The 25,298-nt window shown below is 34.6% G+C and carries 26 protein-coding genes and 1 pseudogene; 4 read left to right on the plus strand and 23 right to left on the minus strand.

The genetic code is table 11. The features are described from left to right. Positions 1 to 89: 89 nt before the first annotated feature. From MKX82_RS26705 to MKX82_RS26790, 18 genes and pseudogenes are all read right to left on the minus strand, one after another. Positions 90 to 950, minus strand: coding sequence for a GNAT family N-acetyltransferase (locus MKX82_RS26705; protein ID WP_341081393.1), 861 nt, complete (start codon positions 948 to 950; stop codon positions 90 to 92). A gap of 264 nt (positions 951 to 1,214) precedes the next feature. After that, entirely contained in the window at positions 1,215 to 2,411 is a 1,197-nt protein-coding gene (locus tag MKX82_RS26710) for a pyridoxal phosphate-dependent aminotransferase (RefSeq protein WP_341081394.1), read from the minus strand. Positions 2,412 to 2,475: 64 nt separating this feature from the next. Continuing rightward, positions 2,476 to 3,242 (minus strand): annotated as a pseudogene (locus MKX82_RS26715) (amino acid ABC transporter ATP-binding protein). A gap of 17 nt (positions 3,243 to 3,259) precedes the next feature. Next, the gene (locus tag MKX82_RS26720; protein ID WP_341081395.1) at positions 3,260 to 3,916 is read right to left on the minus strand and encodes an amino acid ABC transporter permease; all 657 of its coding nucleotides are present in this window, start codon (positions 3,914 to 3,916) and stop codon (positions 3,260 to 3,262) included. Between the two features lie 23 nt (positions 3,917 to 3,939). Then, entirely contained in the window at positions 3,940 to 4,770 is an 831-nt protein-coding gene (locus tag MKX82_RS26725) for a substrate-binding periplasmic protein (protein ID WP_341081397.1), read from the minus strand. Beyond that, positions 4,763 to 5,974 carry a Zn-dependent hydrolase gene (locus tag MKX82_RS26730; RefSeq protein ID WP_341081399.1) on the minus strand — a complete coding sequence of 404 codons (1,212 nt, stop codon included), beginning with the start codon at positions 5,972 to 5,974 and terminating at the stop codon, positions 4,763 to 4,765. The genes MKX82_RS26725 and MKX82_RS26730 overlap by 8 nt, the downstream gene beginning before the upstream one ends. Continuing rightward, complete coding sequence (locus MKX82_RS26735) at positions 5,955 to 7,328, minus strand: MmgE/PrpD family protein (RefSeq protein WP_341081400.1); 1,374 nt, start codon at positions 7,326 to 7,328, stop codon at positions 5,955 to 5,957. Before MKX82_RS26735 ends, MKX82_RS26730 begins: the two co-directional genes overlap by 20 nt. Then, positions 7,318 to 8,703 carry a dihydroorotase gene (locus MKX82_RS26740; protein WP_341081403.1) on the minus strand — a complete coding sequence of 462 codons (1,386 nt, stop codon included), beginning with the start codon at positions 8,701 to 8,703 and terminating at the stop codon, positions 7,318 to 7,320. Before MKX82_RS26740 ends, MKX82_RS26735 begins: the two co-directional genes overlap by 11 nt. Positions 8,704 to 8,720: 17 nt before the next feature. Then, complete coding sequence (locus tag MKX82_RS26745; RefSeq protein WP_341081405.1) at positions 8,721 to 9,521, minus strand: IclR family transcriptional regulator; 801 nt, start codon at positions 9,519 to 9,521, stop codon at positions 8,721 to 8,723. Positions 9,522 to 9,644: 123 nt separating this feature from the next. Next, a complete protein-coding gene (locus MKX82_RS26750) occupies positions 9,645 to 10,601 on the minus strand; it encodes a bile acid:sodium symporter family protein (protein ID WP_341081408.1) in 957 nt (318 codons plus the stop codon). An 802-nt stretch (positions 10,602 to 11,403) separates the two neighbouring features. Continuing rightward, positions 11,404 to 13,623, minus strand: coding sequence for an MMPL family transporter (locus tag MKX82_RS26755; RefSeq protein WP_341081410.1), 2,220 nt, complete (start codon positions 13,621 to 13,623; stop codon positions 11,404 to 11,406). A 327-nt stretch (positions 13,624 to 13,950) separates the two neighbouring features. Further along, positions 13,951 to 14,586: a response regulator transcription factor gene (locus MKX82_RS26760; protein WP_341081413.1), complete on the minus strand. Its 636-nt coding sequence runs from the start codon at positions 14,584 to 14,586 to the stop codon at positions 13,951 to 13,953. Continuing rightward, positions 14,587 to 15,774: a sensor histidine kinase gene (locus MKX82_RS26765; protein WP_341081416.1), complete on the minus strand. Its 1,188-nt coding sequence runs from the start codon at positions 15,772 to 15,774 to the stop codon at positions 14,587 to 14,589. A gap of 552 nt (positions 15,775 to 16,326) precedes the next feature. Then, positions 16,327 to 16,935 (minus strand): hypothetical protein, encoded by a 609-nt coding sequence (locus MKX82_RS26770; protein ID WP_341081418.1) that lies wholly within the window; start codon positions 16,933 to 16,935, stop codon positions 16,327 to 16,329. A 449-nt stretch (positions 16,936 to 17,384) separates the two neighbouring features. Continuing rightward, positions 17,385 to 17,900 carry a phosphoribosylanthranilate isomerase gene (locus tag MKX82_RS26775; RefSeq protein ID WP_341081661.1) on the minus strand — a complete coding sequence of 172 codons (516 nt, stop codon included), beginning with the start codon at positions 17,898 to 17,900 and terminating at the stop codon, positions 17,385 to 17,387. A gap of 292 nt (positions 17,901 to 18,192) precedes the next feature. Next, on the minus strand, positions 18,193 to 18,453 hold the full coding sequence (locus MKX82_RS26780) for an ASCH domain-containing protein (protein WP_341081663.1): 261 nt from the start codon (positions 18,451 to 18,453) through the stop codon (positions 18,193 to 18,195). Between the two features lie 6 nt (positions 18,454 to 18,459). Then, complete coding sequence (locus MKX82_RS26785) at positions 18,460 to 18,636, minus strand: hypothetical protein (RefSeq protein WP_341081420.1); 177 nt, start codon at positions 18,634 to 18,636, stop codon at positions 18,460 to 18,462. 172 nt (positions 18,637 to 18,808) lie between these two features. Then, a complete protein-coding gene (locus MKX82_RS26790) occupies positions 18,809 to 19,261 on the minus strand; it encodes a CBO0543 family protein (RefSeq protein WP_248574499.1) in 453 nt (150 codons plus the stop codon). A gap of 448 nt (positions 19,262 to 19,709) precedes the next feature. Here MKX82_RS26790 and MKX82_RS26795 point away from each other — a divergent pair, with 448 nt between their 5' ends. Both MKX82_RS26795 and MKX82_RS26800 read left to right on the plus strand, forming a co-directional pair. Continuing rightward, positions 19,710 to 19,925: a (4Fe-4S)-binding protein gene (locus tag MKX82_RS26795; protein WP_233314971.1), complete on the plus strand. Its 216-nt coding sequence runs from the start codon at positions 19,710 to 19,712 to the stop codon at positions 19,923 to 19,925. Between the two features lie 30 nt (positions 19,926 to 19,955). Further along, positions 19,956 to 20,246: a GNAT family N-acetyltransferase gene (locus tag MKX82_RS26800; protein ID WP_341081422.1), complete on the plus strand. Its 291-nt coding sequence runs from the start codon at positions 19,956 to 19,958 to the stop codon at positions 20,244 to 20,246. 592 nt (positions 20,247 to 20,838) lie between these two features. Here the strand turns inward: MKX82_RS26800 and MKX82_RS26805 are convergent. Beyond that, positions 20,839 to 21,267, minus strand: a complete 429-nt coding sequence (locus tag MKX82_RS26805) for a hypothetical protein (RefSeq protein ID WP_341081424.1) — start codon at positions 21,265 to 21,267, stop codon at positions 20,839 to 20,841. Positions 21,268 to 21,269: 2 nt separating this feature from the next. Next, complete coding sequence (locus MKX82_RS26810) at positions 21,270 to 21,470, minus strand: helix-turn-helix transcriptional regulator (RefSeq protein WP_341081425.1); 201 nt, start codon at positions 21,468 to 21,470, stop codon at positions 21,270 to 21,272. Between the two features lie 221 nt (positions 21,471 to 21,691). Here MKX82_RS26810 and MKX82_RS26815 point away from each other — a divergent pair, with 221 nt between their 5' ends. Further along, positions 21,692 to 22,375, plus strand: a complete 684-nt coding sequence (locus MKX82_RS26815) for a hypothetical protein (protein WP_341081427.1) — start codon at positions 21,692 to 21,694, stop codon at positions 22,373 to 22,375. 492 nt (positions 22,376 to 22,867) lie between these two features. Here the strand turns inward: MKX82_RS26815 and MKX82_RS26820 are convergent, their stop codons facing one another. Together MKX82_RS26820 and MKX82_RS26825 are read right to left on the minus strand one after the other, a co-directional pair. Then, positions 22,868 to 23,284, minus strand: coding sequence for a hypothetical protein (locus MKX82_RS26820; protein ID WP_341081428.1), 417 nt, complete (start codon positions 23,282 to 23,284; stop codon positions 22,868 to 22,870). Between the two features lie 39 nt (positions 23,285 to 23,323). Further along, positions 23,324 to 23,470: a hypothetical protein gene (locus tag MKX82_RS26825; RefSeq protein ID WP_341081430.1), complete on the minus strand. Its 147-nt coding sequence runs from the start codon at positions 23,468 to 23,470 to the stop codon at positions 23,324 to 23,326. 282 nt (positions 23,471 to 23,752) lie between these two features. On the opposite strand from MKX82_RS26825, the gene MKX82_RS26830 reads away from it, so the two are divergent. Next, a complete protein-coding gene (locus MKX82_RS26830) occupies positions 23,753 to 24,160 on the plus strand; it encodes a helix-turn-helix domain-containing protein (RefSeq protein WP_341081433.1) in 408 nt (135 codons plus the stop codon). Between the two features lie 346 nt (positions 24,161 to 24,506). Here MKX82_RS26830 and MKX82_RS26835 read toward each other — a convergent pair whose 3' ends face one another. Beyond that, positions 24,507 to 25,001, minus strand: coding sequence for a hypothetical protein (locus MKX82_RS26835; RefSeq protein ID WP_251647300.1), 495 nt, complete (start codon positions 24,999 to 25,001; stop codon positions 24,507 to 24,509). Positions 25,002 to 25,298 lie beyond the last annotated feature (297 nt).

Consider the following 25,298-nt stretch of genomic DNA (forward strand, 5'->3'; position numbering starts at 1 on the left):
AACCTTATAGTAGTTAATATAACTTCTATTAGAAATAAAGTTTTTCCTTCTTCGACAAGACTTTCATAATTGTCATATCAAGGTTCTCTTCATTCTAAAGGAAATCTTTTGGGAATAACAACGGCATTGCATGCCTTTTCATAAAATTCTATGGGACCAGCCTCTCCAATAACAGCATATTCATAGCCTATTTCTTTCATCTCATTTAAACAATAATGAAGCAAAGTATATCCTATTCCTTGTGTTCTAGTTGAAATAGATGTACCCATTGGACCAAATAATCCTTTTTTCATTCTAACTACATCAAAACAAGCGAAACCTATAATACCTGAACCTTCTAAAGCGATAAAAATAGGAATATCTTCTTGAATAAAACCAATTTCAATTGATTCTATCCATGCATTTCCAAATTCTTTTTCTACAAAGGTTTTCAATGACGCAGCATCACTTTGCTTTGCTCTTCTAAAAGTTATATTATTTGTTGAAATAGTTGGAATCGAATAATCTTTTAAAGAAACAATCATATCTCTAGGATAGGACACTATTTCAAGGATAAGAGAAACATCCAATCCATCAATTATTTTATTCGTTAAAGGGTCATTAATTTTGAAGATTGCATCTACAATATGTCCTTCATTTAAATAAACTTGATTAAAATGTTTCATTCGGTTATTTGCAGTCTCCAATACCCTTTTCGTCGTTTTCGATATATTTATTGTAAAAGGTTGATAATCAATTCCTTCATCCGCCTCATCTAATTGCATTTTATATACTAGCTCATTTAATATTTCAGTAAGACTCGGATAATTAATATAAAGCTCTGCACACACCCCTGTCCTATCAAGCAATATACCTAATAATAAATGTACTGGATATACCACCTGGTTTGTCTTTTCAGCTTCTATTTCTGCATATTTTAGTATTCTTAAAGAACGATCAGTGTACTTCATGAACCTTCACATCCTGTTCATTTTTTCTATAAAGTTCGACTTTTTTGGTAAATGGAAATCTTAGTGTTTCTTATCAAACAAACTGCCATGTTTGTGCCATAAGCTAGTTCTTCATTTATTACAGGAAAGCTGCAACGTTTCTTCCACATGGCTAAAAATCCTTCCCTATTACAATTTATGTAATCTAATTTGATTTTGTAAAGCCAGTTAAATCAAATTGCCTGACAAAAGTGAAAAAGCCAACCAATGGCAGATGAATCTCCATTATTTACTTAACGTACTTCTTTGCATCAAATTTTGCATGACTGTATACATTCTTTTCATCGCTTCTTCGATTTTTTCCAAGCTTGTTGAATACGCCAACCTAATATACCCTTCACCAAATTCACCGAAAGCAGAGCCGGGAACACAAGCTATTAATGCTTCTCTTAACAAAATACCTGCGAGCTCATTGGAAGGTATACCCGTTTCTTTAAAGGAAGGAAATACATAAAATGCACCTTTTGGCTCAACACAAGTTACACCAGGCATTTTATTTAAGCTGTGCACAAGAAATCTTCTTCTCTCATCAAAGGATTCTACCATCTCCTCAACGAAGGATTGAGAGCCTCGATATGCTTCTGCACCGCCAAATTGTGCAAATGAAGTTGCACTTGACGTATTATATTGGTGAACTTTCAAGATGGGCTTCACTAATTCAGCAGGTCCTGCCGCATAACCAAGCCGCCATCCATCCATTGCATAGGCTTTCGCAAAACCATTGACAGTTACCGTTCTTTCAAACATGCCGGGCATAGTGGCAATACTGATATGTTTTTCTTGATCGTAAATAATTTTCTCATAGATTTCATCTGAAACAACTAATAAATCATGCTTAATCGCAAGCTTTGCTAGCTCTGAGACTGTTTCCTTCGGAAGAACTGCTCCTGTTGGATTATGAGGAGAGTTAATAAGCAGCAACTTCGTCTTGTTTGTGATTTTCTTTTCAACGTCATTAGGATTTAGAATAAAATTATTTTCTTCCAATAAAGGAACTGCTACAGGTATTCCCCCTGCTAACTTCACGATATATTGATACTCAAGCCAAGAAGGGTCTGGTATAATCACTTCGTCTCCAGGATTAACAAATGCAAATATCAGGTTGAAGATTGCCTCCTTACAGCCAACAGTCACAACGATTTCATCTGCTGGATTAACAATTATGCCGTTATCACGCTTCAGCTTTTCGGCGATTGCCTCCCTGAATTCAATTGTACCGCTGTTTGACGTATAGTGAACATGACCTTGCTGGAGAGCGGCAATAGCTGCGTCTTTAATATGCTGTGGCGTATCAAAATCAGGCCGACCAATTTCCATATGAGTTATTTCAATCCCGCTTTTCTCCATTTTATTTGCTTCCTCAAAAATTTCCCTAATGCTTGAAAATGGAATAGATGAGATGCGTGCAGAGCTTCTTACCAATACGTTCACTCCTTTTCGTCTATTTTTATTTTTAAATCGTAAAACCCCAGACTATTAATCTGGATTATACGGCATAAATATTTTCTAAAAACGACACTAATCTTGGCTGATCCTTGCTGTAAAATACCTCTTCCGGTTTCCCGTCTTTAACAATTCTGCCTTTATCCATGAAGATGACCCGATCGGATACTCTTTCGGCGAATTTCATTTATGTGTTACGACAATCATCGTCATACCACCTTCGGCAAGCTCTTGCATGATTTTAAGAACTTCGCCAACTAGCTCAGGATCAAGGGCTGATGTTGCTTCATCAAATAACATGACACTTGGCTTCATGGCAAGTGCTCGTGCTATTGCGATACGCTGCTGCTGTCCTCCAGATAATTCACTTGGATGGTGATTGATTTTATCAAGCAACCCTACCTTTTGTAATAGCACCTTCGCTTCCTCTATAGCTGTACTCCTTTTTACCTTTTGTACTTTAATAGGACCTTCAATAATATTTTCAAGGACTGATTTATGTGTCCACAAATTAAAATGCTGAAAAACCATCCCGACATTTGAACGGTAATTACTTAGCCTTTTCCTTGATGATAAAGACAGCTTCCCCACTCTATTAGATTGATAGGAGACTTTCTGATTATGCAGAAATAACTCACCGCTGTCTGGCACCTCTAAAAAGTTAATACAGCGCAACAGCGTGCTTTTACCAGATCCACTTGGTCCGATGATGGAGACAACCTCTCCTTTATGGATCGTCAAATCAATATTGTTCAATACGGTATTGTCTTGGAAAGATTTCTTTAAGTCCTTAATTTCTAAAATCTTCATTGTAGTCTCACCCTTTATCAACTATTATTTTGTGATATTTTTAGCTTCTTCTCTGACCAAGATTGTAGAATCATTAATAAGGACGTCATGATTAAGTATAGAACCGCTGCTGCACCAAGTGTTTCCATTGGTGAATAAGTGCTTGCATAAAGGTTTTTCGCATTCATCATAAGGTCTGGTACAGTAATAACCGACACTTGAGCAGTTTGCTTCAAAAAGCTTGTCGCATTACTTATATATGGAGGGATAATAATTCGAATCACCTGTGGAATTCTTATCCGCATCATTACTTGAAATGGTGTAAGACCGATAGCCTCTGCTGCTTCTATTTGACCTTTCTTCACTGCCAGCATCCCTGACCGGATGTATTCTGCATTGTAGGCAGCTGAATTTAAAGTTAGTGCAATAAGCGCTGCTTGAATAGCTGTTAGCCTTATACCAAATGGTGTAGCGTAATATAGGAGGAACAACAGAATTAATAAAGGAATTCCCCTGAAAATCCAAATATAAATAAACGCAATCCCTGAAATAATCTTATTATGTGACATTCTCATCAAGCAAAAAAAGTAGCCGACAATTGTGCCAAGTATTAGTGAAACAACTGTAATTAATAACGTAATGCCAGCCCCCTGCAGGAGCAGGGGAAGACCATTTGTGATAATGCTAGTATTCATTAGGAATCTTCCCTTCTATACTTTTAGTTGTCTGAATCACTGAATGTCATGCCAAAGTATTTTTGTGCAAGTTCGTCGTATGTGCCGTCCTCCTTCACTTCTGAAATTGCTTCATTCAAGGCCTCTGTTAATTCTGGGCTATCCTTTTTGATAGCAATAGAAATAATACTTGATTCACCTTGGTTAAGAGGCTCTCCTGATATTTCGATTTTATCGCCGTCTGGAGAGTTTAAAATATAAGATCCTGCTGCTGCCTCTCCCATAACGACTACATCAATACGATCATTCAAAAGGTCAGAAATACTTTCCGTTGGCCCAGGATATGTTTTTATCTCTTTATATCCGCCAATGCTTTGGACAAGCTCTTCCCAGTTCGATCCAGAGTTAACACCTACTGTTAGTCCACTGATATCTTCAGGACCATCAAGAGACTTCTCTCCCTTTTTAATAATTGCGACTGCTCCATCCATTGCATAGGCATCAGAGAAATCAACCGATTTTTTTCGTTCATCGTTAATATGGACACTGGACATAACAACATCAAATCTTCCTTGCGATAATCCTGGAATTAAACCAGAAAATTCACCTGTCTCGAATTTGGCTTCTACGCCCATTTTGTCAGCGATTGCCTTAGCCCAGTCAACGTCATAGCCTGTTAATTCATTGCCTTCATCCAAATAGCTGAAGGGACGATAATCTCCTGTTGTTCCGATGATAAGCTCGCCGCGGTTTTTCACCTCATCTAATGCATTTTCTGCACTCCCTGACGTTTCTTTTCCACAAGCAGCTAATATTGCTGACGCACTTATGACTGTTGCCAATGTTAATATTTTGATATTTCCGAATTTAAACATTATGAACCCCCTGTTTTTTTTCTGCCAATTGACAAGTAGTCGCGAGTAATGTGTTTATCCCTTTTTCTATGTCATCCCAACTCGTAAATTCGTCTGGATGATGACTGATTCCATTGCTGCTCGGTACAAAAATCATGCCAGCATCTGTTAATGTACTCATTGAATTAGCATCATGATTTGCGCCACTTAACATATAACGATAAGAGTATTCTAGTTTTTTAGATGCCTCTTCTATTTCCATTTGAATACCTTTATCCATTTCTCTTGGATATTTCTCTACAAGAAGACGAATGTCTGTATTTGGGATATTATTGCTAATCCACTCTACTATTTCTTCTTTAACTTCACGCATCTTTTCGAGCATACTGCCGCGAACTTCAAGTAACAGCCTTGCTTCTCCTGGAACGACATTGGCCATATTAGGAAAAATACTAATTTCGCCGACTGTTGCAACAATATTGTCTCCTTTTCTTTTAGCAATGCTGTTTACTTCTGTTATAAGGCTTGCAGCATGCACGAGAGCATCACTTCTCATATGCATTGGTGTTGTGCCTGAATGGCTTGCTCTTCCTGCTATTTTCACTTCAAACCGAATCATTCCCGCAATCGAGGTAACAATTCCAATCGATTTTTGATTGGACTCCAAGACTTCGCCCTGCTCAATATGCAGCTCTATATAGTTTAAAAAAGCCTCTTTTGGGCGAGCTGCTTCTAACAAAAGCTCGCAGTCAATATCTGCTTTACGAAGCAGTAAGTCATAGCTATCATCTCTTTGCACCTGGCCTGCCATTACCCTGCTTCCAAACGTTCCGCCGAGTGGGTTTGCTTCTTCACCGGTGAAACAGATAAGCTCAATTGGTACAGAAGGCTCGACTTTATTTTCAGCGAGTACTTCAAGAACCTCCAAGCCGCCAATTACCCCAAGCGCCCCGTCAAACAAACCTCCTTCAACGACAGTATCAAGATGGGATCCAATTGCAATACAAGGTTTGTCCTGAACTCCGTACCTTGCGATCACATTTTTGGCACCATCCATATAGAAGGAAATGCCGAGCTTTTTAAGCTTTTCCATTAACCAATTTTTCGCCTGCATTTCCTCATCTGAGAAAGCAGTACGTGTATACCCTTTTGTACCACTATTTATTATGGCAAGCTCACTAAAATGCTGCTTAACTCTTTCGATATTAATAGCTAACTGTTTCATAAACAGAGTCTCCCTTACCATGGAAATGAGTCACCCATTTGGTTATATCCTCTACTTCCTCTAATCGGTTTGTCTCTGCAATCAGCTTGGCAACAAGCTCTTTATTCCCAAGCATATTTTCGTATTTATCAGTCAGTATTGGGATTGATAATGGCTCCTTATAGCTTCCAGTAGCATCCTTAACTTCATCCTGCAATATCGTACCGTCCTTTAAAGTAATCGTAATTCTAGCAGCCCTTTCCTCTGGCAGTGCCTTTGTCATTTCTTCATTTTCTTCCACTGTAATCTTGCTGGCTAAAGCCAATACATGCTTATCCTTCAAAGCATCTTTTCCAAAACAGCTATATAAGTTTTTTTTAAGGAGAATATTCGCCAATAAAAAGGGAATTGCAAATTTCGCCGATAATTTATTCTCTGGTTTATCAGTAACAAGCCGGGCAGCAAGCTGATAGGTTTCTACTTTTATACTTTTAATTGTTGTGACATCGATCTCATTTCCTTTTGTTAGTTTAAATAAAGCATCTATAGAAGAATGAGTGAATCGGCACGTCGGATAGTATTTGAAGAAACTCTTCTCAACTAACGGAGGCGCCCATAATTCTTTTGTAAATACATCAGCATTGACTTTATCTGATATTAAAGTTCCCCAGATATGCTCCACAACATGAAGACTGCTTTTAAACCCGTATTGCTGGAGACTTGGCACATGGTAACCAATTTGTGAAGATATGCCAGTATAAAGGTTTCTTGCTGTTTGGCCAGTAACGGCCGCTTCCCAGCTTGTTGCTAAAGGAAGCGAAGCAGCAAGAAGAACAATATTTATCAGCTCTTCTGTGCTTTTTCTTTTTAAAATGCCAGCAGCTACCGCTCCGCCAATCGTGCCCCAAGTTCCATGTGGGTGCATATCATCATTCATGTTACAAGCATAAGCAAAGCGGGCAGAAATCTCATAAGCTAATACAACTGCTCTAATAAGCTCTTGACCTGAAGAATTATTTTCAATCGCTGCTAGATAAGCGGATGGAAAAATATGTGCTGCTGGATGCCCTTTTGCAAATTGATTACCTTCATCTAATTCATTGGATACAACTGCTGTACCGTGAAGCATTAAGCTGTCTGCTCCAGAGGCATAAAAACCTGTTCCGATTATAGGTATCGGATGAAACATATTCTTCTCTTCACTTGCCGCATCTGCCAGGTAAGCTGCCAGCTCTTCGTTTCTCATCCCATCCCAAGCTGCCACTGCTGTATCAAGTATGATCCATTTAGTTCGTTCTATCGTACTTTCCGTTAGATCCTCCCATTGTTTACTTAAAATAATCTCCAAGGAATCTATTAAACTCTTAAAGGACAACTTCACTGACCTCCTTACGTGCGGATCCTGGAATGAATGTGCCATACCCTGGTTCAGCTACTACTTGCTGACCATCGTAAACTGTATTTCCTCTAACGATTGTCTGCACAATTTTCCCTTTACCTTGTTGGCCGTGGAACGGGCTTAATTTAGCTGTTGATTTAAATTGTTCTTGATTAATAGTGAAGGTTTGTTTTGAATCTATAATGGTAAAGTCAGCATCAAATCCATGTTTTATTCTTCCTTTATTAGGAATTTGAAATACGTCAGCTGGCTGTGTGGACATCATTTGCGCAAATTCAACAGGTGTCAGCTTGCCCTTCGCAACAGTGCTATTAAACATTAACGGAACCATTACTTCCACGCCCGGCATTCCAGAAGTGGCTAAAAAGATATTTTCATTTCCTTTATCTTTTGTTTCTTTCGGCCATGGTGCATGATCGGAAGAAATCATCTCAATATTTCCCGCATGCAAATGTTGCCATAATCCTTGCTGTTCCTCTGGTTTACGCAATGGCGGATTGTTTTTCGCCTTAGGACCGTGTTTTTCAAGGTCATCGACATTAAGAAGCAAATAAGGGTAGCAAGTTTCAGAGGTAACTTCTACTCCGAAGCCTTTATAAATATTGATAAGCTCAAACGTTCGAGGATGTGATACGTGTACGATATGAAGCTTTGCACCAGTCCAATATGCAAACTCAAGCAATTTTAAAACAGCACTTGTTTCTGATACTGGCGGTCTTGTTTCCATATGAGCAGCTGGATATACTTTATTTTCGCTCTTATATTCCTCAATCATGTCATAGATAATATCATCGTTCTCAGAGTGAAAAGCCGCTCTTAGTCCTGTTGCTTTTAAAGCTTCCATTGCTTTAATAATTTCTGGGTCTGGTATTCTTGGGAAGCGATGTTCATCTGTCTCAAATGTTGACATCTTAAACGCCATTGCCCCTGCTTCTGCTAAAGGCTGAATTTGACTGATTCCATTTCGTTTGGAAATCGTAGCCCATAAACCGATATCAACAACAGCCTCTCTTTCAAGCTTCGCCACTTTTTCTTCAAAGATAGCTAGATTACTTATTGGGTTTGGCACATCATAAGGCATATCCATAAATGTTGTGACACCGCCAACTGCAGCAGCTTTGCTTGTTGGAATAAAGCCCTCTTCCGTATTGCTGTAGCAATGCACATGTACATCAATCATGCCGGGAAATATATATTGATCGCCATAATCCTCTACCATTGTGCCTAATAATTGTGGACTTCCTGTATGTATTTCTGCTATTTTCCCATTTAGTATCCCAATTTCCCCTTGAACGACCTCTGTTTCAAGTACTAGTTGTCCTCTGATTACCTTATCGTATTGTTTGCTCATTTTATCCAATCCCTTCTCTATAAATATAGTTCGATTCTTTTCCCAGTCTTCTTTAAATGGTCAATAAAAAATTCCTTGTCCTGTAACAGCATTCTTTCTCTCGGCCCTGCAACACTTAAAGAGGCAACAACCTTTTCATTAAAATCACGAATCGGTATTCCATAAGCCACTACCCCTTTGTCAATTTCTTCATCTGAAAAGGCATATCCCTCTTCTCTAATTGATTGCAGATTGTTGATAAGATCGTCTTTTTTATAAAGGCTATTTGGGAGATATTTTTTGATATAACCTAATTCAAATAAAGAATCTACGAAAACCTCATCCATCCATGCAAGCAAAACCTTAGAAGAAGCTCCACAATGGAGCGGCATGATTCCTCCCTGTTCTGACGTAACGTTAATCGAACGATTTGACTGGATTGCATCAAGGCAAACAGCATGATAATTCGATCTAACTGATAAAATAATCGTTTCTTTCGTTGCCTCCATCAAGCTTTCCATTTCCGGCCTTGCTACTTGCATTAACCGATTGTCACTTCGGACAATACGAGCCATCTTTAAGAATCTGTACCCCAGCCTGTATTGACCGTCTGTGGTTTCCATGATATATTCCTTCTCCTTCAAGACACGTAAATGTCTGTACACAGAGCTTTGCGGCTGTTCAAGCATTTCTGCTATTTCCAAAACCGTCAATGTCCGTCTTTCGAAATGGAATAAATCTAAGATTGCTAATGTCTTTTCTGCACTCACGGACATCCCTCTTCTTTGATTATCAATAATTGATAATTGATTATCATTTATCATCTTTGTTACTAACACTATAATGGAGTGATTTTTATTTGTCTGCGAACTTGTCAGATTATATTACAGTATTTTTAATTTTCTTAATTTTCTATACTAAAAAACCCACCCTTCCTTTGTAGGAAAGAATGGCTTTTTCTGTTAAAGTGATATGCTTTCTTTTTTTATGTAGTAATTAGATAATGCATGACCAACAGTTGCTGCCAACAGCTGCTGAAACAGCATACAAACGATAACAGGCATAGCAACCTTTGCCGGAAAAAAGCTGACAGCCAAAACGGCACCTGCACTTATATTTCTCATCCCGCCTGTAAATACGAGTGAAACAATTTCCGATTTCTCTCTTTTGTAAATAAAGCCAATAAGCCATGAAAATAAATAACCGCAAATGGCAATAAACAGCATCGCGATCGTAATCTTCAAAAATTCAACATCAATGCTTCTCACATAAGGGGCAATTGCTGAGCTGTTAATGGCAATGACGATTGGCAAGCTTAGCTTTGAAAATGGTGAGATAATTCTGCTCATTTTTTTCATCGATGCAGGCTTCATAAAGCGATTGAATGTCATGCCAAGTATAGACGGAATTACCACCATGATAAATAAGCCTTGCATTAAGTCATATCCATTCATAGCCACTGTTTCACCTACAAGCAATGACATGGTTGCAGGCACAATCAGGGGAGAAAGTATTGTATCAATAAGAATAATGGAAATTGCTAACGGATTACTGCCATTGTACATCGTCACCCATATAATACTTGTAATTCCTGTTGGAATGGATACTGCCAAAATAAGTCCTGTTATAATCAGCGGATCATTATGGAAAAATAGGTTTCCAATCCCCCAAGCCCATACTGGAATGACAAGATGTAATATTAATAAAGCCAATAAAATCGGCAATGGGTGGGAAACAGTATGCTTAAATGATTGAAAGCTGGAATTTAGGCTCCCAGCAAAAGTCATAAAAGCAAATATCCAAGGCACTAAAAAGGCTAATGGCTGCAAGTATACAGAGGCCAAAACTCCAATCAACACACTAATAGGTGTTAATATCGGCATCCATTTACCAAGGATTGTGTTCAGTCCTTCTAACATTTTAAAAACCCATCCCTTCTCTATATTTAGATTCTTCGCTCCTAAAACGATTACCATTCGTCAATATTTCAAGATACACGGTTACTTTTAAAATACAATCATTTTGTTAGAAAATATAACAGAGTATTTTTATAGCCTTTTATTTTGGAAGGCTTGAAGCAACCATAAAAAAGGCATTATTTTGCCCCTTTATATTTTTCCAAAATAGTAAAACCGAACCTGTAAACTAGCATTTTATCCTTTTGAAATACCTTTACACACATAAAAAAAGCTGCCCAAGGGCAGCCCATTTGATAATAATTATTTCTGTTTTCAAAAGAAAACCCTCAATCGCTTAACTTAACATTGGAGTCGATTAGTCCTAGTTTGGGACACTCTAGTTACCGAACAACAGCACGCTATCTCGAAAAGAGACTGTCTCGTAAGAATAGCGCATCGCATTCATAGAAAAACTCAAATATTTTGAAGAACATTTGAGTATTTAATACCTTCACTTTTGAGTGGAGGTATTTTAACTATGTCTTGTTTAACTATCGCCTCCAATAGCTTAAGTACATTTCTTCACAAAGTGAACCCTTTTACAGTTCATTTTTTACAGGAATGCTGACCATGAAAATATTACATAGGTTTAGTCTCGTTTTATCTAATTAAATACTATCATTCAGTTCTCTTTGGTCTCCTTATAAATTAATTTGGGAAAAGTACGATGAAGAAATTCAAAACTATGAATAGAAAATGACCCGATAAGTTTTATCGGGTCATTTCTAGTATTATTTAAACTAATTATTTTGCCATCACATTATTACTTTTGTGTTTTTTCAACAAACTTCATTTTTTCATTATGGTTTGTTTTTCTTTTTTTAACCTCTGTTTGTATACTAGTACCTTCCACATCAATATTTGGTAAGATTTTATTTAACCACTCAGGTAAATACCATGCTGCTTTCCCCATTAAAGTCATTACAGCTGGGACTATTGCCATTCTCACAACGAAGGCATCAAATAGAATACCGAAGGTTAATGCGAACCCCATAGATTTTATTATAGGATCAGGTGCTAGCATGAATCCGGCAAACACAGCCACCATAATTAAACCTGCAGCAGTTACTACTCCCCCACTATCTTTTAGACCAGCTAGTATAGCTTTTTTTGCATCCTTAGAGTGTGTAAATTCTTCACGCATTCTGCTGACTAAGAAAACCTCATAATCCATTGCTAAGCCAAATAATATACCTATTACAATAACGGGTAAAAAGGCTAAGACAGGGCTTGCTGTTGGAAATCCGAATAAGTTTATGAGATTACCGTCTTGGATAACAAATACAACAAATCCTAGTGTTGCTCCAAGTGATAGCAAGAAACCTAAAACAGCTTTTAATGGAACAAGGATTGATCTAAATACAATAACTAATAGAACAAACGCAAAACCTACAATAAGGGAAGCAAATAGCGGCATTGCATCGTTCAGTTTCTCAGAAATATCTATATTAACAGCAGTTGAACCAGTAACCAGCAATTCTATATCTTCATTATTATTATCTGATAAATTTCTAATAGAATGTACCAATTCGTTCGTTTCTAAATCATTGGGGCCAGTTTCAGGAGTGATAGAAATCATGAAGACGTCACCTGATTTATTTGGAATTGGTGGTCCAACACTTTTTACATTTTCTAATTTTTCCAATTCTCCAGTAACTTTGCTAATATTCTGTTGTATATCTCCTTCGCTATTGTCAGTATTCGCTAATACTACTAACGAGGAATGGTAACCTGGACCATATGCCTCACTCAATAAATCATATGCTCTTCTCTCTGTTGTTTCATCTGATTTTGTTCCATTGTCAGGAAGTCCAAGTTGCATATGAAAGAATGGGACACTAATTACTACAAGAAGTAATACTCCTAAAATCGTTACTGTCCAAGGTCTTTTTGTAACAAAATTACCCCATTTATTTGATTCATTTGTATTCTTTTTAGAAGTGAATCTTCCCATGAACCTATTTTTCTTAGCAGGGCCAATTTTATGACCAAATATAGCTAAAATAGCTGGTACAAAAGTCACCGCTACTATTATTGCAAATAAAACACATACTGCTGCAGAAATTCCCATCATTGTTAAAAATGGGATTTTTGCAACTCCCAAACCTAACAAAGCAACAATCACTGTTATACCCGCAAACACCACTGCACTACCTGCAGTTCCGGTTGCAATTGCTATCGCTTCATTTACACTATGTCCTTTTAAAAGTTCTTGTCTGAATCTGGACATGATAAACAGTGTATAATCAATACCAACAGCAAGGCCTAACATAGCTGCTAATGAAAGGGCAAATGTAGGAATATCAAAGTAATTAGTTCCGATGAGAATAACTAAAATCCCCATACCTAAACCTACTACTGCTGTAATGATTGGCATACCTGCAGCCAAAAAGGATGTAAAAGTTAATGCGAGAATAATAAAGGCAACCACTACCCCAATAACTTCTGATATACCACCAATTTCAAGCTCAGAAAAGGCAACAGATCCTGCAAGTTCTGTTTGAACACCTTCATCTCTCGTTTTCTCAATACTATCTAGAATGATATCTTTTGACTTCTCTGTTACTTTATTTGCTGGGACATCATAAGTAACTGTTGCAAATCCAATTTCTTTATTTTCATTTAAATTTCCTAACTCCATGGGAGTAGCAACTGAAACAACGGATTTATCTTTCTTTATCTCATTAAGTGTCTGATTAATTGCCTCTACAACTTCTTCTGATTCTAAGGTTTTATTTTTTGGTGCTTTCATAACGAGATTTACTGTACCAGGTGCTGGTTCATCTGAGGAACTAAATTCTTTATTCAATACCTCTCCTGCTTTGGCAGATTCTGTACCTGGTATAGACATTTCATCACTAAAAGATGGACCTAAACTTAATGCTGTAACTGCGATGATAATAAGAATACCAATCGTACCAAATATAACTCTCTTTTTATGATTAGCTGCCCATTTACCTAATTTATAAAGATATTTTGCCATACTAAACTCCCTTCAATACCACTATTTTGTGACCATTTATTATTTTGCTTAAATCCAACGATAATGCTTCATATGAAACTCGCACTAAGTTAGATGTAGTCTTTTCCACTTAATATACGGATAGCAATTCACCATATTGGCCTCACCACCTTTAACATTATTCTATTATTAAATAGCTCTCCCCTTATGCCCGAATGGGCAACTACTTTACTTTATTTAAATGAATTTACTGTTTATATAAAATTAACGATCATAATTAAAAGTGCCCTCCTTTAAAAAGAGGGCACTCCATTATAAAAAAAATTATTACTAGTCCTTTTGGTTAATTTATATATGGATAAAACCTTCATTAATAGCAACTGCTACGGCTTCAGCTCTTGTATCCACACCTAACTTATTATATATGCTTGTTAATCTTGCTTTAACCGTTCGCTCTGCAATCCCAATATCGTTTGCTATCTCTTTACTGGTAAACCCCTGAGAAACTGCTTGTAAGATTGTAAGCTCCTTATTTGTTAATTTAACTTTTGGCTTTATTTTTTCAGCAGACTCATATTTTTTTATCCTTGCAACAATTTCTGGTTGTAATGTTGTCTCGCCTTGTATAACAGAATCCATTGTTTGAAACAAATTTTCTAAACTTGTATCTTTTAATAAATATCCTTGAGCCCCTGCCTTGATTCCCTCTGCCATTAGTTTATCCTCATTATAGGTGGTAAGAATTACAATTGGTATATTAGATTTAACTCGTTTTATTTGTTTGATTGCTTCCAATCCACTCATAATTGGCATATACAAATCCATTAATATAACATCAGGATTTAATCTCTCCGTAAGTGTTATAGCTTCTTTTCCATTTTGTGCTTCTCCAATAATTGAATACCTATCACTAGTTTCAACTAATAATTTCAAACCCTCTCTAACCATAAGGTGATCATCCACAATTAGCACTTTATATACCATTTATTCTCCCCCTTTCAGCGGAATATAAATTTTTATTATTGTTCCCTCTTGTGGTTTACTATCAATGGATAGTTCTCCTCCTAGAATTCTTACTCTTTCTTGAATTCCAAGTAAACCGTAATGCCCAACCTGTTTTACTTTTTCCTGTATGCTAAATCCAACTCCATCATCAATAGCCAGTAAAAATAACTGATTATCTTTCACTGCCAGTGTTAACCACACTTTCTTTGCTTTTGCATGTCTAGCTGTATTTGATAAACATTCCTTAATAATTCGTAAAGTATGTTCACATATAGTATTTGGTAGTTGTTGTGCAACTTTGTAATTTAATTTACAGTCTAAGCCCGTTGCAATTGTAAAATTATGAACTTCATCTAGAATAGACTGTTGAAAATCATACTCCTCCTTTGAATACAGCCGTAGATTATCGATTGCAAGTCTTGCTTCAGCCAAAGTTTCACTGACTCTCTCCATTGATTGTTTTACAATGTCATGGGCCCTATGATAATTTTCTTTGTTTAAATGTGCATTGGTAGCTTCTAATTGCATTTTTAGACCGGCTAACCCCTGAGCAAGTGTATCATGCAAATCTCTAGCTATACGTTGGCGTTCATTTTGTAAGGTGAGCCTCTCTACCTGTTGATGAGCAAATTCAAGCTCTTCTAGTATATATTGCGTTCGAATTCTGGAATTTACCTGTTTGAAAAATATAGCTGCGTAAGCAATGCAAACAATCATTGCCGGTATAGATATTAGCAAATATGCTTCAAAAAAATCAGATGATACAAGTACTACGGTATTAAGAGCAAAGAGCATACTGATAATTATATAAAGGTATACTTTTTTACGCCCTGTTGTTCCAATTACTTGACCAATTAGTAATGGGAAAAGTGTAATACTTACGGTAGGAATATCTTGCATAATAAACGCACTAGTATATACAATTAAAGATTGTAATAAAAAGTATAACCAATACCTTTTTGGCAAGAACAAGTTTGAATGCCAGAATAATAATGTAAAACCTAAAAGTAGAATAGTGAATATAATATATTGACTTAATGGCCCGTTATTATGCGTTAAGAGGAACATTGAGATTGAATACGCAACTATTATCCAGATAACTCCTGGAATCCTTACAGCAATCATATTATTGTATTCTTTTTCTTTCAGCGTTGAATTGATAGGCATATTTATAAATTCACATCCTTTGTTATTAATATAATATAGCTTACACTTGTATGTATGCCCAAAAGGGTAATTTACACTTACGGTTTAATAAACAGCTTTTTCCCAACGGGATAATAAAAGCTAGTAAATATAAAAAAACTCTACAAATAAAAGTAGAGTTTTTTTATATACAGTGAATTAAATGTCATTAGTTTGCTAAGCATTAATCATTGCTCCACATCTACATAAAAAGTTTGTCCAGTGATATGTCTTGAATCTTTGCTACTTAAGAATAGAAAAGAACAACTTGATCAATAACTTTATATGCATTACCGTAGCCACCAACCACTGTTTCTTTCTGGGATTACGTTTTGATTCCGACAATGCTTGTAAATAGTTATTAAAGTGCCATTTAACAAATTGTGAAGTAATGCACTTACACTATACTGCCATGTTAGTGCCAAAACAAAATAGGAACATTAGTCTTTCTTGAATTAATGCTCCCTATTGTTTAAGTGTAATTCTTCACAAGGTTGGTTTACTTAGGTTATTTAAATTCGCTTCACTCTATATTTACTCTAGTTCACCCTCTGAAGGGTTCACAAAGTCAGGTAATAACGAACAAATATTTTTATATGTAGAAAATTGAGGATTATTCGAAAGCCCAACTATACTGTCACCATCATAACCAATCCAAAACACACTAGTATTATAATCAAACTCTACCACAACTGTTTCCTCGTAACCTTCCCATGTTCCAACCCATTTACAAACTTCTAAACTAAATACATTTTTCCCCAATGACCATAGTACTAAATTATTTATACATCCAGTAGTTACGTAAAATGGGTAAAGCGCACGAAGTTGACTTTCACTAACCACCTTTGTTACTACAAATTTTATATTATTATTTATATATTCATAGCTTACTTTTTCAGTATGACATATCTTTTCAAATTCTTTTTTACGATCTGAAGTAATCTGTGCACAGAAATAGATCGGATATGCATTAATATTTCCCATTAATATAGGTATGAAATCATTATTAATTTTAGGAAGATAAAGATTACTGAATGAAAAAACATGTAATGGAGTTCCCTTATATCCAAAAGGGAACAAACCACCTAAATCAGGATTAGAATTATAGTAGTGCTTGGGAAAATAACTGATATCTAACCTCATAAATTTAAAAACTCCTTAATTTAAGAATAAAATACAATACAATCAATAGAGCATTTACAATTAAACAGTCTATTGGTTTCTCTATAAAACAATAACTACAAATAAACTAACTATTACAGATTCTTTTAGAGGTTTCACACTAAATGCCCCCTCCTTAACTAGCCAAAGAAAAGCCGCCTTTACTTACAAGGAAGTTTACAAACAATTCGTGAAATCCTCATATATAATTGCTTCATTCACTAAATATTTTACCACAAAAATCCAAACTACTTTTTTACACTACCTCCATTTTCTCATAAAACAACGAACTAAAATTGTGAATGTTTTCACTTTAACTAAACTGCCACGATTGTGACATAGCACTATTCACATAGAACAAAAATGTGACCACTTTGTTAAATAAGAAAAAAGAGCCGTCTAATCTGCCTCACCGATTAACTCCATTAGATTTAGTATAATTTTTGGTTTCCAAATATCATTTGTTTTAAAAAATCTATTTTTTTAATATCTTTGTTATTATTGTTATCTGCTCGGTAACTATCCTTGAATGAAGATTCATAAACACTTAAGTATTGATTATGATTTAGTAAATAATATTTTATCTCTCCCATTTGTTGCATTTCTAACTCCTCTAATTGTATTCCTGCGAAACTTGGTAAAGTGTCAATAATACCAAATTCAACTGATAATCCCTCTTTGGAAAACTCATGTTCATGCAAATCAATTAAGCTATAATCCATTGAATTCATAATGTTAACTATATTATTCCATTTATATATATTTAATTCGGGTGGGACTTCCCACCCTCTTTTATCACCTGGTACATGTATATCTAAGTCTTTTGCATCCCAACTCTTTCTTGTAACGACTTCTAAACCTACTGATCCCATTAACAAGGGAATAATTTCAATATCATTTAGCATTTTTGCAATCTTAATAAACTCATTAAACTTATAATTATCCATTTGACCCTCCGTTTTATCTTTAGTCATCATAAATCTCCTTCAACAAAACTGCCATGTTTCTACAATAAGCAAGTTTTCATTTATTACAGGAATGCTGCCACGTTTCTTCCATAAGCTATGTTTTCATTTTTCACAGGAATGCTTCCCTGTTTGTGGTACAAGAAAAATATTTATAACAAGAATGATAAACTTTTAAAATAAAAAAACAAGTTGGCTATATTCAACTTGTTTTTAGGAATAGGGTACAACTATTAAATCAAATGTTATTATTATTCTTTATCATTTGATTTGCTTATTTAGGATATACTTTTTTAAATCGTTCACACACAACTAACATATTGGGTGTAAATGCTATATCATATTCTTTTAATAATTCTGTAAAGAACTTCCGGTGAGCATCCCACCAGAATTGATAATCACCTTCACCCTCGGCTAAAGCAAATTCCTCGGTTACCTCATTCATTGGAACAATTTGAACAGATTCAATTTCAATAACAGCAACTGGATTTTCCTTACCATTTACAACAATATAATGTTCACCAACTTTAGGAATATCTTCTTATTCCTTTTCATAAAACACGAAACCGGAAGTTGTAGCTGTCTTTTTTCCATTAACAACTAATTCTGCTAACCAATCAGCAGAAGCACCAAATTGGAAAGCATCTATATATTGAACCCCTTCTTTTTGGGTGTCTATACAAAATTGATTCCAAGTTTCTTTAACCCTGTTATTCATTTGACTACTTCCTTTATTAATATTTTAAATCCTTCAATCTAAATACTTATTCTAGGTTACTTTGAATTATCCTTCTTGCACTATCCTCCCTCGTTAGTGCCAAAACAAAAAAGGAACATTAGTCCTTCTTGGATTAATGCCCCAGTTAATTTAAGAAGAAATTGCGACTTTATTACTGAGTTTCTCTTCTATCCGCCGTGTATTCCAATATGAAATAAAGGATGTACATTGAAATAAAGTAAACCACCGCCGAATAGATTATATTCCATTCACCATAATGTAAAACTTTAATATAAACTGCATACAACTCAAGCAGTACAAGAATGCATGTCCATCCCAAGATATATATAAATTTCTTAATGGCATTTGATTTCAGGGGAAAATAATTAAAAAAAATTACTAATACAGCAAGCTCACCTAGGGCTACAGCTAGGTACGACCACTCTATTTGTTCTTTATCAAAATACCAATACAGTTTGTACTTTAAATCAAGATATAAATCAGTTACAAAATTCATTAATAATGCAAACTGTATTGTAGCTAGTAATTCGTGCCTAGTTCTTCTTCTGGGCATTTTTAGGGCAACTAAAAGCACTAATATAACTGTCACTATAAATAGCTTCACCAAGAGGAACACCTCATTTCTTTAAACAACAATATCAGATATATTATCATTATTTATTCGATGAATTATTCTTCTTTAGCTAACCTGCCACGTTTCTACCATAAGCTAGTTTTTATTAATTACAGGAATGCTGCCACTATAGTTACATAAAAAAACTATCCATTCGGCAGTTAGTGTAAACTTGTAAATTCCATCTTTGGTTCTGCTTAATACGTTAGATATCTATGTTTCAATAATTTTATTTTTAAATAACAAGTCTCGAATTGGAGATTCCTCTTAACATATAGTACTATTAAATTAATATTGTTTTTCAAAAATTTATAATGTTGCTACTAAATAGCTCTTTTGCTGGTAAAAACCCATCATACATATTTGTGAAATATCAATTAGAGTAAGAATTAAGAGTAATTCAAAATTATTACCATGGAACTATCAGAAGGAGGATATTATGAGCGAAAAAATTAAAACTTATGATACTGAAGGTATCAAAATATATTGGAAACCCAGTAATTGCAAACATGCAGCAGAATGTGTAAAGGGATTGCCAAGTGTATTCAATACCCAGAACAGACCTTGGGTATCACCACAGAATGCAACAGCTGAAAAAATCATGGAAGTGATTGATCTTTGTCCAAGCAGAGCACTTACTTATGAACAAAAATAAACAGGACTAAAAAGTTAGGAGAATGAGGAAATGACTGAAATGAAAATGGACAAGAATGAATTCTATATTGAGGAATCTAATGAAATTATTGCAAGAATTCAATTTATCCCAAGTGGAAAAGATGTAAATGGACAAAATTTAATTATTGTAAACCATACAGTTGTATACGAGGGACATAATGGCCGTGGATTAGGCAAAGAATTAGTAAACAAGATAGTTGAATATGCAAGAGATGAAAACTTATATATTATTCCTGTATGTCCTTACGCAAAAAGTGTTCTTGAAAGTAAAGAAGAATATCAAGATGTACTAGCAAAGTGATGCCATTTTATTACATGTGTTGAATGAGCTACACATAACTGGACAAAAAATAAGGTCCAGTCGACTAATCACTAAATCAGGGCATACTGCTAATTAGTATAAAGATTCATACTAGCAACAATACTAGGAGAGGCGGTTATGCTAGCCTAGCTAGCAAGCCAGATATCTTTTCCATCTGGTTTTCTGGCTGGCAAAAGTATGGACTTGGAGGCACCTTGTCAAGTTGCGATGGTTACCACTAAATTCGGAAGTCGATTATATTTTATTCGGAATGTTAGTATGACCAGGACTAGAAGAACATTTACCACTTAAAGCCCTAATGGTTAAATAAAACTCTTTGTTATTCATCTTTATTAAAAAGGGATTTAACAATAATTTTTTCATTTTCTTTCTTCTTAACCCTTCCAAAAATAATTTCCTATAAAGCACCATTATACTTTCGGAATGCTTGTTCAACTAACCCACGATTGTTATATAAGAAAGGTACTAAATTTATTACAATCCAGGATTGCTTTTTTTAAAGTGACTTAAAAAAGAAACTTTCCTTGTAAAAGGGAAAGTTAATTACTAAATAATTGTAATACCTACTGTTTTACTCCTCAGTATAGTTTTCTTGTCGTTTTTTTCGAATATTATAGATATATACTATTGGAATAATACCGCAAATAAATAATATTCCTCCCATAATTAAGCCGTTGATAATATTATAACCATCAGTGAATGATACAAGAAATCCGACACTAGTTGAAATTAAAACAAGTACAATTACTGATATTATTAAACTCTTTTGCGGATTAATTTTACTTTCATGATCCACACTAATACTTATTGATAAATAAGCTGAAATAACTGAGGTAATTATAAATACAAACCATAAAGGATTATCTTTCATTCCGTCTAACCCTTTTGTTATTAAGTCATACCCTAAAATCCCAAGAATACCAAGAGTTTGAATAATATATGCAATGCGAATGTTCCTTAAGTTTTGAAGTGCTAAACGTTCATCAGTAATTTTTTGCATGTTCATTCCTCACTTTCTACCCAAAATACTTCATCTAATGTTTTATTAACTACATAACAAATATCCAGACACAACTTAAGAGTTGGATTATATTTTCCCTTCTCAATTAAACTAATTGTTTGGCGAGTAACCCCTATCTTTTCTGCCAGTTGTTGTTGTGTCAAACTTACTTGCGTACGAGCAATCTTAACTTTATTTTCCAAAGGTTTTATCCCTCCTAAACAAATTGTAACATATATATTACATAATTCAATATATATATTACATCTAGTGCCAAAATTCTAACGATAGCTGCATAACAAAAAAAATGAGCTTATCATGCTCTCATTATTGAAGTAAAGCACCTGTTCAAAAATTTAAATACAACATTTTCCAACACTAGTATGATATACTACTAATGTATTTTAATGAAAGGAATGGTTGAATGAAAAGACGAATTCAACTCATTAGGGTATCATTGCTTTTATTCACTTTATTACTTTTTGGTTGTACAATTGATCTAAGCAAGGATTCTTCTTATACTGACTCCCCCGTACCTGAATCTACTAGGAAAATTGGTGAAACTGAAATAAATGAATTTAATTCATCTTCGGCTTCTTCTACAACCTCAAATGACGAAAATTTAGTTGCTACAGAGAAAGATATTAATATAAATCATCAAAATTCCACATCAAATTCTGATAACAAAATATCTAATAACACATCTGAAAATAAGGTAGCCAATACATTATCTAAGTATTCTGCTCAAGAAATAGAATATGCTAGAATCTGGTTGCAACTTGGGCCAAATCAGGACATCGATGAATTATATATTCAACATATTAATGCAGGCGAGCCACTTAATCCTAACGATGAGACAAGTGCTAATTATCCAGAGGATGTTATACATTTATCAGGTTCACGTTTAGTGGATGGCTCAGTGACTTATAGTAGTAACGGGGATGGAACAATTAACATATACAAAGTGCCACATAGATGGGATGGAAAATATCCTGCTGGTAAACAGTTCTACATAGATTTTTTTATAAATGATACTGAGCTAGTGTATGTTGATACAGGTGATGATGAAAAAATAATTAAATTAATAAACATTATGACCGTCCAATGAGGCGGTTACAATTATATGTACGCCTTTTTTAGCATTTTTTCTTATTTGTAGATGAAATAGTCCATAAATCAAAAGTAATTCTTGCTAAATATATGCAAGAACTCTTTTTAGTACTTAATAACTTTATCTTATGCAACATAAGCAGCCGATTGTTCTTATGTGACTTCCCTATCTAGTTTCTTCCATGAGTTAATCTTTTCATTTACTTACAAAAAAATGCTGATATATTATTCTATTTTTGGTATATTAAAAAATTGTTTTGCTATAAAAACCTGTTAACACTAATATATATACCAATATTGCCGAAAAGGAAATTTCCGTTAAAACTGCAAAACCTGCGCTTTTCTTTTTTCTTGTATTAATCCAAACTGTTATTGCCATGATAATCGTGATAATTATCCAAAAAAGGAAGCGTATGGATTGGTAGGTTGTATCCAATCATACCAATGTAGAAAACTAATATAACACTCCTTGATTCTTTCACTTTAGGAACTATAAAGAAAAGATTTCTTTCATCTCTATTCTGATTAATGTGTATGCAGACATTTCCCCTTGCATAAATCCACTTCTGTAATCCATCTCATCCTCTTTCCATTTATCCTTAAACACTTCCGCCAACTTTTCCAACTTATCTGCGTTTATCTTTAAAAGTGACAGCTTTTTATTTGCCTCTGAATGGAGGATTACTTGCAGATCAACTATTATTTTCTCATAGCCTAAAGCCATACCTTCCCATAAACCTTTTTGATAGTTAGTTGGCACTTTAGCTATTTCTTCTTTAGCCATATCAGGAATGTCATCATAATACATTTTATATAAAAGGTCATTTATACTAGTGCTGCTTTGTTTGTGTGCTTCATTTGCTCTTCTTTCAATAGAACTAATGAAATCCTTCAGCTTAGCATTCACTATATCGCCTCCTACAGTGTAATCGAGTTCCCTTACTAACTAGTTAACAATTAACCTAATCGCTTTAATCATTCCAAGAAGCATTTGTCTTTCCAGCTTATCAGTAGTTTCCAATGACGTGCTTAATTCTTTTTCCACTTCAATAAAATCTAAAATACAATCTTCAATCTTTGCTCCTCTAAACATCTTCCTTCTATATTCAGATAATTCAAACACCTCTTATGTTAAAAATACCACTTAAGTAAACAATTGCAGTGTAAACAAATGTATACAGTATAAAAAACAAAATTTGTCTAAAGTCCAATTAACACCAAGACAATAAAAGAAATCCAAGCCCCAACGACTCTGGCTATCTCCTTCTTTGTTTTTAGTTCTGTGAAGCGTTAATTAATGTATGAATTCTGAAGAAGATTCTGGTATAATATTCTAAATAATTCTTAATAAAGAACGAAATAAGGGGGGGTCAATATGAAAAACAACCAATTTGCTGGGGAACTTGTAAATCGTCTTAAAGAACTCCGGCTTAAAAGGGACTGGACTATCAAACATACAGCTGAAAAAATCGGAATAGGAGCATCTATGTATTCTGGATATGAGTCTCAACTTCGTCTGCCACCAATGGAATTATTGTCAAAGATTGCGGAGGTTTTTGATACTACAACTGATTATCTATTAGGAAGCCCCGAAAAAGTAGAACAAACAAAATCTCCAACAGATATTGAATGGATACTAACACACGAAAACATTAACTATAGGGGCATTGAATTAACATATAAGGATAAAGAAAACGTAAAAGTATTATTAAAGATGTTGTTAGAGAATAGAATGGAACCAATGAATGATGTAGGCTGCTCCATAGAAGAAGGTCGACAATAGCAAGTCATAATGGTTAGACGGATGACTGAAATTACTTGAGGGAGTCCGGCTAGCTATTCACCAAATATATGTCATATCCCTTGTCTATATGGATACAGCACTTTTCCAATTTCTTATGTTTCATTCATTTGCAAACAAATAACTTTCGTTAACCTGCCATGATTTCTGCATAAAAGTACTAATTTTCTTTGTCTCAGAAATGGTGCCTCGTTTTAACATAATAAATGCATCTCCCTATATTTAAGGAAAGCCGCCGAAATATAGGATTGAAACTAAAAAATTGCACTCTAAAAAGTATGCTTTTTGTTTTTATTAATTAAGAATGTTGAGAGTATCTATAGAATAATCATAACCATTTTTCATTTTCATCGATCCATTTCCAAGTAGTTAAATCGAATGCGACTACTGCATCATGGAAAACAAAATAAGAAGGTAATACTAATGCATCTGCATCTGCCATCCTCCAGCAATTCTGAAACCATTCTGCTATTGCTCCTTCTTCCTTTGGGACTAACTCTTCTTCATTTGCCTCATAAAAGCTGTAAAATTCATCAAGCTGTTCATCTGATAGGTGTCTAAATTCCACGTCTGAGAGTATTCCTTTGCTACCAGCAAATAGCAATGAATCCTCCGTTTCTTTGAAAACTTCATTATTATCTCTATCCATTGAAAACATTCTAATGTCAATTGTTGATTGATCCATAAAAACTACAAAGTCTAATAAATCAATATCAGGCGAAAAATTATATTGCTGTATTTCTTTTAATTTTTCTATCAGAGTATCCGTATATTTATTTAGGCTTTCTAAAAGTGTATCCATAGTCTTGTTAACTAAAAACATAAAAACCTCCAAAACTTCTGTATATTAATATCCATTATATACCAAATGCAACGTTGAATATAAGCATGAATGTTATTTTTTGATTAGCTTTTAAAAAAATTATTGTACACAAAACCTTCTAATTAAAAATATTTAAACTGGGAGTATCCCTTCTTTCTCTATACTGTCCCGTTAATACCACGAATTTGCATTACTTAAAATTCCTCTTCTTATAGATATTAAAACTATTCAAGAATACAAACTATAAATAAATAGGAACTATTTAACAAATTAGTAATTTAAAGTATAATTTTATAG

This window comes from Niallia sp. FSL R7-0271 (assembly GCF_038005785.1).
Classification (GTDB): domain Bacteria; phylum Bacillota; class Bacilli; order Bacillales; family Cytobacillaceae; genus Niallia.